Raw genomic sequence first — 14036 nt, forward strand, 5'->3', positions numbered from 1 at the left:
TCGTTCCTTTCATTGCTAAACTATTTCTTTGTTTAAAGACTATCATTATGATAAAAGACTTTCCTTAACAAGCAGGAAAGTCTTTTATCTATCATTATTTTAAATCAAGAGGAACATCTTCAAAAGATTCTTTATCGGCTTCTTCTACTTTTGCTTCTCCATCAAGATTGTGCTCATCACGGATTTTCCGTTCGATTTCAGTTGTAATTTCTACGTTTTCTTTTAAGAATTGTTTCGAGTTCTCACGACCTTGACCTAAACGATCACCGTTGTAAGAATACCAGGCACCACTCTTATCAACAATTTCTAAATCCGTAGCAATATCAAGAATAGATCCCTCTCTTGAAATTCCTTCTCCATACATAATATCCACTTCAGCAAGACGGAATGGAGGCGCCACTTTGTTTTTCACAACTTTAATTTTAGTACGGTTTCCGACTATATCGTTTCCTTGTTTCAGTGCCTCAGCTCGTCGAACTTCTAAACGAACAGAAGAATAGAACTTAAGCGCACGACCACCTGGTGTTGTTTCAGGATTACCGAACATCACGCCGACCTTTTCACGAATCTGATTAATAAAGACCGCTACGGTTTTCGATTTATTAATCGCACCAGATAATTTTCTTAACGCTTGAGACATTAAACGAGCTTGCAAACCGACGTGAGAATCTCCCATTTCGCCTTCAATCTCCGCTTTTGGAACAAGAGCAGCCACACTATCAATAACGATCATATCCAGAGCACCACTACGTACAAGCGCTTCAGCAATTTCTAATGCTTGCTCCCCTGTGTCAGGTTGAGAAAGAAGCAATTCGTCTACATTTACACCAAGCTTACCAGCATAAACGGGGTCTAACGCGTGCTCTGCATCAATAAATGCAGCTTGACCACCTTGACGCTGTACTTCAGCAATAGCGTGAAGAGCAACTGTCGTTTTACCAGAAGACTCTGGTCCGTAGACTTCAATGATTCTACCTTTTGGATAGCCGCCAACACCTAAAGCAATATCTAAAGCTAGCGCACCACTTGAAACAGTTGAGATTCTTTGCTCCGCTCTCTCTCCTAATTTCATGACAGAACCTTTACCAAACTGCTTTTCGATCTGGCGCAAAGCCATATCTAACGCTTGTTTCCGATCACTCATTCTTCCATCTCCTTTAAATCATCTTCATGTATTGTTGAGACATAGAACGTTCTATATCTTGTTTCATCGTTAGCTATCGTTCTTGTTCTATCATACCTCTTTTTTGATCGTTTGCCAATAGGTTTTACGAACATTTATTCGGTTTTTTTCAATAGAAAAAGATCGGGGCATAACCCGATCTTCTTTTTAAGAGCGGCGACCTGCAGCATGAGGACGACGCTCGCGCTTAGGACGTGGCTTTGCCGGCTCTAAGTTTACTCTAGCACCATTAATTCTCGAATAGCGCAACCCTTCATATGCAAATGGGGCGCTCTCTTCCGGTACATCGACAAACGAGAAATTATCAAAAATATCAATTCGGCCAATTGTTTTCACTGGAATACCAATTAAGCGACTAATTTCATCACCTAGAATCTTCGGCGTTAAATTAACGTTGCGACCAACATTAATAAAGAAACGAACCATTCCTTTTGCTCCACCTGTTTCACCAAAGCTATAGCCTGCATCCTCACTTGCTGTTTCAGTTGAGAACTTCAGTTTCAATAATGCAGAAATGATTTCTTTTGCATCGACTTCCTCTTCTAGCATTTGATCAGCCAGTGGACGGAATAATTCCATCTCTTTTCCACCAGTTTCAATCGTTTCTTTAATCAAATTCTTCCATGACGTTTGTTGTTTTTCGACTACATCTTCAATTGTTGGTACTTCTTGAGATGGGATGTACATTTTAATTTCTTTTTCGATTGAACGCAAGTGCTTCATTTCCCTAGGCGTAACAAGCGTAATTGCGGCACCTGTGCGACCTGCACGACCTGTTCGACCAATGCGGTGAACATAACTCTCTGGATCTTGTGGAATATCGAAGTTAATAACGTGACTTACGTTTTCAACATCGATTCCACGAGCTGCTACATCTGTTGCAATTAAAAATTCAATGGAAGAATCACGGAATTTTTTCATCACGACATCACGCTGAGACTGTGTAAGATCTCCATGTAAACCGTCTGCTAAATATCCTCTTGCCTGTAGGGCTTCTGTTAATTCAGCAACTCCTTTTTTCGTACGGCAGAATAAAATGCCAAGATCAACATCATCGCTATCAATGATCCGACATAGGGAGTCGATTTTGTTACGTTCTAGTACTTTATAATACACTTGATTGATTGAAGGAGCCGTTACTTCTCCTTTATTAATCGTTACAGTCGAAGGGTTGTTCATATAATTTCGTGACAACTTACGGATGGCTGGTGGCATTGTCGCTGAAAATAGAAGCGTTTGTCTTACATCATTCACTTCTTTTAAAATTGCTTCAATATCTTCAACAAAACCCATATCAAGCATTTCATCGGCTTCATCAAGTACAACTGTATGAACAGATTGAAGCTTTAGAGTCCCCCGACGCAAGTGGTCAAGCATTCGACCTGGTGTTCCGATAACAATTTGAACACCTTGTTTTAGTGCTTTAATTTGATGACCAATTGACTGCCCACCATATATCGGTAGCGTGCGAATTGCTTTGTGCATAGACAATTTTTGTAGTTCGCCTGCCACTTGAATAGCAAGCTCACGCGTCGGCGTTAAAATAAGCGCTTGAATGGCCCGATCACTTGTTACTTTATCCACAACAGGAATACCAAAAGCCGCTGTTTTCCCAGTTCCTGTTTGAGCCTGGCCAATAACGTCGCCTCCAGTAAGAATAGCCGGGATGGCTTTTTCCTGAATCGGAGAAGGTTCTTCAAATCCCATCTCCTTAATTGCTTGTTTTACTTGGTCTGAAATCTCGAAGTCTGAAAAAAATGTCATTTACTACCATTTCTCCTTTTTAATTCGTCCAACAAATAGAAAAATCCGTATTTAACCGCACGCATTCGTACAGCATTTCTCCCACCAGATAATGAGAGTGGAATGGTTCGTACAGGTTGTTGTGGAAAGGCAATGCCAATGACAACCGTACCTGGCTCTAAATCTCCTTGCTTTTCAGGTCCTGCTACCCCGGTAAACGAGATGGCTACATCGGTTTGTAACCTTTCTTGAATTCCTTGAGCCATTTCAGCTGCACATGCTTCACTTACTACCCCATGATCTTGGAGGGTTTTTTGAGATACACCGAGCAAAGCAGTCTTAGCTTCCTCTGTATAAGCTGTAATACTCCCTGTCAAGATCGATGATGCACCTGGCAAAGATACGAGTTCACTGGCAAATAATCCACCTGTAAAGCTTTCTGCACAGGCAACAGTAAGCCCTTGCTCATCTAAGTAGCGAGACACTTCTTTAACAAGCGTTGTTTCATCATAGCCGTAAAGATAATCCCCTACACGATCCATAATGACTGACTCTGTTTCATCAAGCAATCGCTTAATTTCATTTTTATCTGTATGTTTCACCGTCAGCCTTAACTTCACTTCACCGTCACTTGCAAGCGGTGCAATTGTCGGGTTTTGTTGGTTTTCAATAATATCCTCCAGATCGGTTTCAAGTTGGGATTCACCAATACCGAAAAAATGAAGTACCCGCGACGTAATTGACGCTTGATCGTTTGCTCCTAACAAAAAAGGTAAAAGCTCTTTTTCAAACATAGGCTTCATTTCACTTGGCGGCCCAGGCAATAGAACAATTCGCTTTTCGTTAGCTAGCTGAACAACCATTCCAGGTGCCATTCCGTGGCGATTGGCCAGAACATGAGCACCTTCTATAACATATGCTTGCTTTTTATTATTTGGCGTCATCGTCCGATTGTGTCGTTTAAAGTATGCTTCAATATGATCAAGGGCCTCTCGGTCATACACAAGCTTTCGCTCACAAAACTTTGCCACCGTATCTTTTGTTAAATCATCTTTAGTCGGGCCTAACCCGCCTGTTAAAATAAGCAAATCTGCACGAGCAAATCCCTCACTGATCGTTTTAAATAGCCGGTCTTCATTATCACCAACCACTGTATGTGAATAAACGTCAACACCAACACTTGCAAGTTGCTTTGAAATGTATTGGCCGTTTGTGTTGGCAATTTGGCCAAGCAACAACTCTGAACCAACTGCAATGATTTCCGCATTCATAGGACCAACCCCTATACTGACTTTAGAATAATATGTTTGTTTTTAACAAAATAATCAACGCCAGACCAGATTGTCAAGATGGCTGCAACATAGAGCATTAAATCAGCGAAAGGAAACGAAATCGCCGAGAAAGGAATGTTATGTAGGAGTGTCGCGATAATGGCAACCATTTGCGTTAATGTCTTCCATTTCCCTAAATTACTCGCCGCGATGACATCACCCTCAGCCGCTGCCACCAACCGAATGCCCGTCACAATAAATTCTCTACTAATAATAACAATGGCAATCCAAGCTGGAATAAGTTGAATTTCCACTAACCCAATTAAAGCTGCCGTTACAAGCAATTTATCTGCCAGTGGATCAATAAACTTTCCAAAGCTCGTTATAAGATTTAATTTACGGGCGTAATACCCATCTAGCCAATCCGTTCCAGCGGCAATAACAAATATAAGCGCTGCAATTAGTAGCGACACAGCAATGGTATCATTGAACATTTCGAGCTCACCAAAAGGTAGATCAACAAGCAAGAACAGCATGAATAGGGGAATTAAGCAAATCCGTGCGATTGTTATTTTGTTAGGTAAATTCAATTTCTTCCCTTCTTTCCAACTACGATAAGCGAATCCTTTTTTATTGTACCACAGTCACGTCTGTACTGAAAAAGAACGAACTCAAAAAAAATGATTTCCGCCTTTAGACGGAAATCACCTTTATTCATTTTCAGATTCAAGCAACACTTCAATCACTTGGACGCTTGATGTATCTAAAAGATCAATTTCGAATCCATTCACAGTAAACGTATCCACTTCCGCACCGAAGCCAATTCGAACGTAAAGCGATTCTAAATCGGAGACGTCGGGTTCAAAGTCTTCATTGAACGGTGGGTAATTTTGTTCGATCGTGCCTGAGCCTTCATTTTCACGCAATTCAACATACGTACCTTCATTGTTCATTTCAATTAATAGCGAATCAAAAGAATCCGCATTCGTTAAGGTATACGTTTTTGTCGTCGCTTCTTCATTCTCTAAAACGAGTTCTGATTCAGCCTCATTATCTTCCGTTTCATTATTCGCTTCTTCATCTTGAGACTCATCTTCACCTGTTGGTTCTTCTTCATCACCATCGTCTTCATCATCGTCAGCAGTTGGCCCATCATAAGAAGAGCCTTCTTGCGGTTCTTCCGCTGTATTATCTGTATTCGGACTATCTCCTGCACTCCAAACAAAATAAAGAATTAGCGCAATAACGATAACAAGTAAGATTGGAATAAGAATCGTTCCAATGGATCGATTTCCGCTTTTAGCTGGTGCTTTTTGTTTTGGTGGCTTTACTCGCTCCGCTCGAGAGGGCAAATCAACGTTTTCGCTTTGTGGGCTGGGAAGTTCATTCTTATACGTTGTTAATACTCCCTCTGCATTTAAGCCGACTGCTTCCGCATACGTCTTCACAAATGCTCTTGCATAAAAAATACCTGGAAGCGTATCAAAATTCCCTTCTTCAATTGCTACTAAATAGCGCTTTTGAATCTTTGTTCGTTGCTGAAGATCATCGAGTGAAAGTTGTTTTTCTTCACGATTTTCTTTTAAATAATTCCCTAGTTCTGACATCTTTACACCTACCTAGTAACGTTAGCTAATATCGAATGAAGAAAAACCCGATTCAACCACATCGTACGTAATCTCTTCATTATCATCGTTACGTAGTTCAATAATACAGTCAAAGTCTTCTAACTCATACTCTGTCTCTCGAATAAAAATATCCGGATGCTCTACAACTTTTACAGCTGGTAGACGCATAATATCATCAACTAGTATACGATGTTTTTCTGTTGCCCGCATAGTTGAAACAATGCCATCAATAATAAAAATGTTATCTCCATCCATTTCATCTTCAGCGAGCTGGCTGCGGACAGTTTGCCTAAGCAATGTGGAAGAGATAAATGACCATCGTTTATTCGCACAAACGCTTGCTGCTACAACGGACTCCGTCTTTCCTACTCGGGGCATACCGCGAATACCAATTAAATAGTGTTCATCTCTTTTCATCATTTCCGCCATAAAATCAACGAGTAAGCCTAATTCACGGCGAATGAATCGAAACGTCTTTTTTTCTGTTACATTTCGCTCAATGTAGCGACCATGTCGAATTGCTAACCGGTCTCGTACCCTTGGTTCACGAAATTTTGTTACAGTCACACTGCCAATGGTATGTAAGATTGCTTTAAATCGCTTGACATTGTCATCGTCCGTACTTCGAAGTAACATGCCTCGACGCGTATCGTCAATCCCATTAATCGTCACAATGTTTATAGAAAGCATACCAAGAAGAGAAGATATATCTCCAAGTATCCCTGGCCGGTTTTCGTGTAGCTGGTACTCAAAATACCATTCTTTCACCGTGCCACTCCCTTTCTCTAATAAATTGACAAATAAAGCTAATCTTCTTGGCTCTATGATATAGGATTCACTTTTAAAAGAAAAGCATTTTCCTTTAGAAACCACAAAACTACAAAAAGAAAAACCGCTTGTTCGTGTATACGAACAAGCAGTTTATCCTATTTATGACCGACTAATTTCACCATCATATTTGCAATAGCATGTTGTTCTTTTTCATCAGCCACTTTCCAAAGTTCAGCAAGAACGCGCTCTTGCTCGTTTTTAGGTTCTACTTGTTCAGCTAAATACTCACCAACTTGGTAAGCAACGTCACTCACGATATTTTCGTTCATTCCTTCGTGTTGTGCTTGATCAAGTCGATCACCTAAAAATTCTTTCCAATGATCCCAGCTATCTAATACAGACATGTGAATCCCTCCTCTAAGTTTTAAAAAAGATTCACACCTAGTATGCCTTCGTCAAACGGAAATATACATGCTAACAATGCCACGCACCATTCACTGAAAGTATTTGTCCATTAATATACGATGACCGCTCCTGGCTAAGAAACCAAACCGCGTCTGCAACCTCTTCTGGACGTCCTAGTCGACCAGCTGGAATATCATCAGCCAATTCGGCTCGTTCTTGTTCGCTATAAATGGATAACATTTCACTGTTAATAGCTCCCGGAGCCACCGCGTTCATACGCACCTTACTGCGGCCCACTTCCTTAGCGATGCTCTTCATAAAGCCATGAACACCACTTTTTGCAGCTGCATAAACGCTTTCCATACTGGCGCCCTCCAGCCCCCAAATGGAGGTGATGAGTGTAATAACCCCTTTTTGATGGTGTATCATTTGTGGCAGCACCGCTTGTGTCAGTTTCATTACACTTGTTAAATGCAATGCTATGGTTTCTTCTAATTGTGAAGCACTAACATCCTGAATGAGCTGCGGCTCGGATGTGCCAGCGCAGTATACCACAATATCCGGAATATTTGGAAGCTGGTCCATAAGTGTGGAAACACCGTCGTTTTTCTTCAAATCAGCATAGACTGGAATGGCATCACATTTCAAGGACATACACAAGTCCTTTGCTTTCTGTTCGTTACGAAAATAATGAACGTAGATGTTGCTTGCCTCTAATTGAAAAGAGCGACAGACGGCTTGCCCAATTGCCCCTGTCGCCCCAGTTACTAAGACATTTGTCATGACCGGGATTCGTCGTCCTTAACAATAAGCGTTGTTTTTGCTTGATCAGTAAAATGTGCATGTAAGACTGTTTCAAGGTCGTTCACTGTAAGCTCTTCTAAAGTTGGCAATACGGCGAACAAATCCATATCGTTAAAACGGTAGCGAGTAAACTCATTCGCAATGTATTCTGGCGAGTTTAACGCCTTAAGAAATCCACCAATTTTCTTTTTTATCACACGAGCTGTATCCTCTTCGTTCAGGGAACCTGCTTTAAAAGCTGCAATCGTCTGTTCTACTTTTGTAATAAGTTGCTCCGGTTGCTGACTTTCACCACCAATTATTGAGAAACCGAACCCTTTTTCAGCAGTAAAATCAAACGAAAACGAGTCATCTGCAACGCCCAATTTGTACATATTCTCATATGCTTCTGAACTTGGTCCGAACATTAAGTCTAAGAGTACATTGAGTGACAGTTCGTAGCGAAGCAAATCTTGCCCTTGACGGCTAGCATTCGCTTCTTTATAGCCAATGAACACTTTGGGCGTTTGCACAGGCATATGGATAATATTTGTCCGCTTATCCACTTCCATCGGCTCGTCTGGAAACGTACGTTCAATGCTTTCTGGTTCTGGAAACGATTTACGTGCTTGGTTTTCACGGATAAGTGCCATGATCTCTTCCGGCTCCACGGAACCAACAATGAACAATAACATATTATTCGGATGGTAAAAAGTATGGTAGCACGTATATAAATCTTCTTTTGTAATTTTATTAATGGAAGGAACAGTACCCGCAATGTCGATTTTAACAGGGTGATGTTTATACATGTTCTCGATGGTTCCGAAATAAGCACGCCAGTCAGGATTGTCATCATACATCGTAATTTCTTGTTCAATAATGCCTTTTTCTTTTTCCACAGTTTGATCTGTAAAGTAAGGATGTTGTACAAAATCCATTAACGTTGTTAAATTATCCTTTACATTGTTTGTACTTGAAAACAAGTAAGCGGTACGAGTAAAGCTCGTAAAAGCATTGGCAGAAGCTCCTTGTTTGCCAAACGTATGAAAGACATCTCCTTCTTCGCTTTCAAACATTTTATGCTCAAGAAAGTGGGCAATACCATCAGGGACGCGAACCTGCTTGTCTTCTCCAATTGGCTTAAAATGATTGTCAATGGAGCCGTACTTTGTCGTGAACGTTGCAAACGTCTTGTGGAACCCTTTTTTCGGCAAGATATACACATCTAATCCGTTGTCTAATTGTTCATGGTATAAGGTTTCCTCCAACTGTTTGTATTCAATCGGCTTCATACTTTCCCCCCCTGTCCTGTTAAAAAGTAAATCGTATCGAGCTCCCATTTGGAAACAGCTCGAACGACATCCTCTTTCGTAACGGTTTTTATCTTCTCTATTCGCTCTTGAATGGACTTACGATGATTTGCTACAATTTCATGGTAGGATAACTCTGCAATTCCTCTCGGCGCATCCAACGCTTCTAACGCTTGATTTAAAAGCATGCCTTTTGCTTGCTCTACTTCGGCTTCTGAGAATTCACCGTTTTTCATAGCTTTTTCTTGTTCCTGAATGATTTCAACAGCACGGTCATATTTGTCAAATTCAATACCTGACATGACCATTAAAACCCCTTTATGGCTCTCAATTTGCGAAGCTGCATAATAGGCCAAACTTTCTTTTTCACGTACATTTATAAACAATTTCGAAGAAGGAAATCCTCCAAATAATGCATTTCCAACTCGAGCTGCTTCATAGTCATCATCTGAAAAAGTAGAATGGGTTCTATAACCTAAATGAAGCTTCCCTTGCTTCACTTGCTGTTCATCATGAACAATGTGAATCTGTTCAATCCTTTTATTCGCTTTTGTAGGCTCAATTGTTTTTCCAGTTTGGTGCTGTTCAGTAAACACTCGGCTTACAATTTGTTTAACATCTTCTTCTTGAAATGAACCGATAACATACAAGTCAAATCGATCTTGTTTAAGCATTGACTGATAAGCCTCATACAAGGTTTGCGAATGTATTTGATCCAAATCTTTTTCTCTTCCATATGGAGGCAATCGATAGGCTTCCTGTTGGAACATTTCTTCTGTAATACGGACATTGGCATAGCGCATCTTGTCATCATAAATAGAAGCAATTCGCTGCTTTAACGAACGTTTTTCTTGTTCCACTGTTTCGGAAACGAACACCCCATTCTCCAGAACAGGCTGGTAAAGGAGTTGGTGTAAAAGTGTTAAAGCCTCTTCCACTAACGAAACGGAATCTTTGAGGTACTGCTCTGAGGCAACATCCATCCGAAATGTAATCACTTGAGCATCGCCTTTTTTTTGCACATCTGCTGTTAACGTAGCACCATACATTTCTTCTAGCTTTTGTTTTAATTGCTTACGATTTGGATAATCCGTTGTCCCACCTTGAAGAACATGAGGGATTAACGCTCTTGCTGTTACGGTATCCTCTCGAAGTGGTGCATTCACCATTAACATAATGCTGATCGTTTTAAACTTATCGGTGGCACCTAAATGGAGATGTAACCCATTCTGTTCCGTCGACTTCACTTGTAAATCCGTCAATTTTCATCTTCCTTCCGTCAATCGTTCTACTTTTAGGATGTCGCCTCTTCATCAGATCTATTCCCTATAAGCACTTCACGCGGCTTACTACCTTCATAGGGACCAACAACGCCTCTTGCTTCCATTTCATCAACTATTCGAGCAGCCCTCGTGTACCCAATACGGAAACGACGCTGTAGCATGGACACCGATGCTGTACCGACTTCTATCACAAGATCTACTGCATCATTGTAAAGATCATCCTCTGGTGCCTTTTCTTTCGATTCGACGACTGTCGGCTCCATTTCTTCTACATACTGGGCTTTTTGTTGAGAGACAACATAGGAAACAATTTTCTCTACTTCTTCATCAGAAAGAAACGCTCCTTGTATTCTTGTTGGCTTAGTTGCTCCCATCGGCAAGTACAACATATCCCCTCGTCCAAGAAGTTTTTCTGCTCCTCCACCATCTAAAATCGTTCGAGAATCGGTTTGAGATGAAACGCCGAAAGCAATTCTTGAAGGAATATTTGCTTTTATGACCCCTGTAATGACATCAACAGACGGGCGTTGCGTCGCAATAATCATGTGAATACCTGCTGCCCTAGCCATCTGAGCAAGTCTTGCTATTGAGTCTTCAACGTCTCCAGACGCAACCATCATGAGGTCGGCAAGTTCATCAACAATGACGACAATATACGGCAACGTCGGTTGCTTCGCATCCTGTAGTTCATTTTGACGCTTAATGTAGTCATTATAGCCTTCCATATTACGCGTTCCTGAATGTGAAAACAAATCATATCGTCGCTCCATTTCTGCAACGACTTTTTTTAGTGCTTGAGATGCCTTTTTTGGTTCAGTAACAACGGGTGTTAACAAATGAGGAATGCCATTGTATACATTCAGTTCAACCATTTTAGGGTCGATCATCATCATCTTGACTTCGTGAGGTTTCGCCTTCATTAATATACTAGTAATAATGCCGTTAATGCATACACTTTTTCCACTTCCAGTTGCACCTGCAACAAGAAGGTGCGGCATCTTATTTAACGGTGCCAAAACCGGTTCACCAGAAATATCTCGACCTAAGCCAACAGAAAGAACTTCATGTTGACGATCAGTTGATCCACTTAATACTTCTTTCAGTGATACAATGGCTACTTCTTGATTTGGCACTTCAATTCCAACAGCAGATTTCCCTGGAATTGGGGCTTCAATACGAATATCTTTCGCTGCTAATGCTAATGCTAAATCATCTGCTAAATTAACAATTTTACTTACTTTTACACCAACGCTTGGATTCACTTCGTATTTCGTAACAGCTGGCCCTAAGTGTACTTTTGTCACTCGAACGTTCACTCCGAAACTTTCTAACGTTTTTTCAAGCTTCCGTGCATTCGACGTTAATTGTTGCTTTTCTGTAAGCTGATCAGGCTTAATTGGCGTATGTAATAGATCAAGATCCGGTAATAAATAAGACTCATTTGTCTCTTCATTTACCAGTTCTGTTGGAATTAACTCCACTTCTTTAGCGTCTTTTTCATTATCGTTTGAGACTTCTTGAGCAGGCTGTTGACGTTGATCAACTATTGTCTCTTCTTTAGTCTGCTCTCTTTGTGAGAAATCAACAATTTCAGGCTCTTGCTTACTGTCCCAACGATCTTTTTCTCGTGTTTCTTCCTCAGGTCCAATCTCTTCTTTTTTCTTTGTTCGCGCTTGTTTACTACGTCTTTCGTCATCCATCTTTTCTTTCGCTTCATTTCGCCACTGAGTAAAGTCAGACCAAGTTGATTTCACAAAATCTGTTACGAATAAATAGCTTCGTCGATACCATTTACCTAGCATATCGCTTAATGAACGCCCAGAGATTAAAATGGCCCCGACGACAATAAGCATAAGACATAACAGATAAGTTCCAGCATTATCAAACAAAAAGTGGCTTACTGCATAGCCAATCGCTCCTAGCATACCGCCACCTAAATCTTCTGTTTGTCCGGTTGTTAGCTCTTGCCAAAACAATGCCCACGTGCTTTGAATGACTGAGCCATTTTCAAGTGTGCCTTCAATAGTAAGCTGTCGAAATAAACTAACATGCGCAATAATAGCGAGTGCTAGTACAACTGTATACATGCCACTCAATTGACGATTCCAAATGGTTGGCCTTTTCCTCTTAATCATAATGTAAAGGGCTGTAATAAAAAAACCTAAAGCCAGTAAAATAAACCACTCACCAAGAAACAGGCGAAACAATCGTACAAATGCTTCTCCTACACTTCCTAAACGAGCGAGTGTTACAAGTGCGATGACGAGCAGACCTAACCCAATTAGTTCAAACGTTAATTGAGACTTCCATTGTGTTTTTTTTCGTTTCTTTCGTTTTGCCATCCTGTCACCTTCTACGTCATACTCGAACAAGCAGTCTATAAGTTAGACTGCTTGTTTCATCCTTACCAGTATAACATATCTGTATTTTAATAGCGTAACGTACTGGATAAAATTGTACCAGGCTCATAGGCGGGATTTAAGTAAGCATGGGGATCGCTCGAGAGCAAACGAATGATCCGATAGTCACCATCTCCTTGTTGCTCCACCATTAACGAGCCTGCTTCACACGGTATGGTTATTTGTTTCTCATAATCACTTTGATCTGTTGGGTACAGTTGTTCTAAAGGGACGGTCGTATATAAAATCATTGCACAACCTCCGAAGATTTTTGTTTATCGATGAGCTCATTTAACTTCTTAATTGCTTGCCCAATCCCACCAACTTCATTAATTAATCCATATTCGACTGCATCAGTTCCAATGACATTCGTCCCAATATCTCTCGTTAAATTTCCTTTGGAGAACATTAACTCTTTAAATTTTTCCTCCGTTATGGAAGAATGGTTTGTCACAAAATTAATTACACGGTCTTGCATCTTATCTAAATATTCAAATGTTTGCGGAACACCTATTACAAGACCAGTTAAGCGAACTGGATGGATCGTCATTGTCGCTGTTTCAGCAATATACGAATAGTTAGCAGCTGTTGCAATTGGCACACCTATTGAATGACCACCACCTAAAACAAGCGTGACTGTTGGCTTTGAAAGAGATGCAATCATCTCAGAAAGGGCAAGCCCTGCCTCTACGTCACCACCAACCGTATTTAAAATAATGAGCAACCCTTCAATTTTCGGGTTTTGTTCAACAGCTACTAATTGAGGAATCATATGTTCATACTTTGTCGTTTTATTTTGTGGTGGTAGCTGCATATGACCTTCAATTTGACCAACGACCGTCATGCAATGAATATTTGTCGGTCCCATATCTGGTACACTAGTCTGACCTAACGCTTGTATTTTCTCCACCAACGAACCTTTTTCCTCTTTTGGTTTTGCCGTATCTGGTGCTGGTTGCTGTTCGTCTGACATGGTTCCACACTCCTTTTAGTCTTAAGAGTAGTATGGTCTGCTTTTAATGGAATATGTGACAGACAACCGAAAAAGAGGCTGGGACATAACGAAAAGTCGTATTTGAAAAGACGAATAGTTTTAAATATGTGAGTAGCACCGCTACAGGAGAATCCTTCGCTTTCCGGGGACACGGCCTTAGCCTCCTCCGTGGAAAACCGCCACTTCAGAGTCTTCAGACACGTGCTGATCCCCCAGGAGTCTTCGTATTCTCCTTCCGCTAATTTCCATATAAAACAAACGACGAA

At 40.8% G+C, this 14036-nt stretch carries 13 protein-coding genes; all 13 read right to left on the minus strand.

The genetic code is table 11. The features are described 5' to 3' along the window. Positions 1-94 precede the first annotated feature (94 nt). The gene (recA, locus tag E2L03_RS01490; RefSeq protein ID WP_038480594.1) at positions 95-1144 is read right to left on the minus strand and encodes a recombinase RecA; all 1050 of its coding nucleotides are present in this window, start codon (positions 1142-1144) and stop codon (positions 95-97) included. 186 nt (positions 1145-1330) lie between these two features. After that, entirely contained in the window at positions 1331-2947 is a 1617-nt protein-coding gene (locus tag E2L03_RS01495; RefSeq protein ID WP_038480597.1) for a DEAD/DEAH box helicase, read from the minus strand. Next, entirely contained in the window at positions 2944-4197 is a 1254-nt protein-coding gene (locus tag E2L03_RS01500) for a competence/damage-inducible protein A (RefSeq protein WP_124742198.1), read from the minus strand. Before E2L03_RS01500 ends, E2L03_RS01495 begins: the two co-directional genes overlap by 4 nt. A gap of 11 nt (positions 4198-4208) precedes the next feature. After that, positions 4209-4787, minus strand: coding sequence for a CDP-diacylglycerol--glycerol-3-phosphate 3-phosphatidyltransferase (gene pgsA, locus E2L03_RS01505; RefSeq protein WP_035397270.1), 579 nt, complete (start codon positions 4785-4787; stop codon positions 4209-4211). Between the two features lie 120 nt (positions 4788-4907). Continuing rightward, a complete protein-coding gene (locus E2L03_RS01510) occupies positions 4908-5804 on the minus strand; it encodes a helix-turn-helix domain-containing protein (RefSeq protein ID WP_134258480.1) in 897 nt (298 codons plus the stop codon). Between the two features lie 21 nt (positions 5805-5825). Next, on the minus strand, positions 5826-6593 hold the full coding sequence (locus E2L03_RS01515) for a YmfK family protein (RefSeq protein WP_038480602.1): 768 nt from the start codon (positions 6591-6593) through the stop codon (positions 5826-5828). A 158-nt stretch (positions 6594-6751) separates the two neighbouring features. Then, positions 6752-7000 carry a DUF3243 domain-containing protein gene (locus E2L03_RS01520; protein WP_038480605.1) on the minus strand — a complete coding sequence of 83 codons (249 nt, stop codon included), beginning with the start codon at positions 6998-7000 and terminating at the stop codon, positions 6752-6754. 70 nt (positions 7001-7070) lie between these two features. After that, entirely contained in the window at positions 7071-7784 is a 714-nt protein-coding gene (ymfI, locus tag E2L03_RS01525) for an elongation factor P 5-aminopentanone reductase (RefSeq protein ID WP_134258481.1), read from the minus strand. After that, on the minus strand, positions 7781-9076 hold the full coding sequence (yfmH, locus tag E2L03_RS01530; RefSeq protein WP_134258482.1) for an EF-P 5-aminopentanol modification-associated protein YfmH: 1296 nt from the start codon (positions 9074-9076) through the stop codon (positions 7781-7783). Before yfmH ends, ymfI begins: the two co-directional genes overlap by 4 nt. Next, positions 9073-10356: an EF-P 5-aminopentanol modification-associated protein YfmF gene (gene yfmF / locus E2L03_RS01535; protein WP_134258483.1), complete on the minus strand. Its 1284-nt coding sequence runs from the start codon at positions 10354-10356 to the stop codon at positions 9073-9075. Before yfmF ends, yfmH begins: the two co-directional genes overlap by 4 nt. Before the next feature lie 32 nt (positions 10357-10388). Then, positions 10389-12719: an FtsK/SpoIIIE family DNA translocase gene (locus tag E2L03_RS01540; protein WP_134258484.1), complete on the minus strand. Its 2331-nt coding sequence runs from the start codon at positions 12717-12719 to the stop codon at positions 10389-10391. 86 nt (positions 12720-12805) lie between these two features. After that, positions 12806-13027: a YlzJ-like family protein gene (locus E2L03_RS01545; RefSeq protein WP_038480619.1), complete on the minus strand. Its 222-nt coding sequence runs from the start codon at positions 13025-13027 to the stop codon at positions 12806-12808. Beyond that, positions 13024-13749, minus strand: coding sequence for a ClpP family protease (locus tag E2L03_RS01550; RefSeq protein ID WP_038480622.1), 726 nt, complete (start codon positions 13747-13749; stop codon positions 13024-13026). The genes E2L03_RS01545 and E2L03_RS01550 overlap by 4 nt, the downstream gene beginning before the upstream one ends. Positions 13750-14036: the final 287 nt, after the last annotated feature.

It is taken from the genome of Shouchella oshimensis (assembly GCF_004375095.1).
Classification (GTDB): Bacteria; Bacillota; Bacilli; order Bacillales; family Bacillaceae_D; genus Shouchella; species Shouchella oshimensis.

Coding starts and splice junctions, on each gene's coding strand:
- recA (WP_038480594.1), bottom strand. CDS start 1,144: ATGAGTGATCGGAAACAAGCGTTAGATATGGCTTTGCGCCAGATCGAA.
- E2L03_RS01495 (WP_038480597.1), bottom strand. CDS start 2,947: ATGACATTTTTTTCAGACTTCGAGATTTCAGACCAAGTAAAACAAGCA.
- E2L03_RS01500 (WP_124742198.1), bottom strand. CDS start 4,197: ATGAATGCGGAAATCATTGCAGTTGGTTCAGAGTTGTTGCTTGGCCAA.
- E2L03_RS01510 (WP_134258480.1), bottom strand. CDS start 5,804: ATGTCAGAACTAGGGAATTATTTAAAAGAAAATCGTGAAGAAAAACAA.
- E2L03_RS01520 (WP_038480605.1), bottom strand. CDS start 7,000: ATGTCTGTATTAGATAGCTGGGATCATTGGAAAGAATTTTTAGGTGAT.
- ymfI (WP_134258481.1), bottom strand. CDS start 7,784: ATGACAAATGTCTTAGTAACTGGGGCGACAGGGGCAATTGGGCAAGCC.
- yfmH (WP_134258482.1), bottom strand. CDS start 9,076: ATGAAGCCGATTGAATACAAACAGTTGGAGGAAACCTTATACCATGAA.
- E2L03_RS01540 (WP_134258484.1), bottom strand. CDS start 12,719: ATGGCAAAACGAAAGAAACGAAAAAAAACACAATGGAAGTCTCAATTA.
- E2L03_RS01545 (WP_038480619.1), bottom strand. CDS start 13,027: ATGATTTTATATACGACCGTCCCTTTAGAACAACTGTACCCAACAGAT.
- E2L03_RS01550 (WP_038480622.1), bottom strand. CDS start 13,749: ATGTCAGACGAACAGCAACCAGCACCAGATACGGCAAAACCAAAAGAG.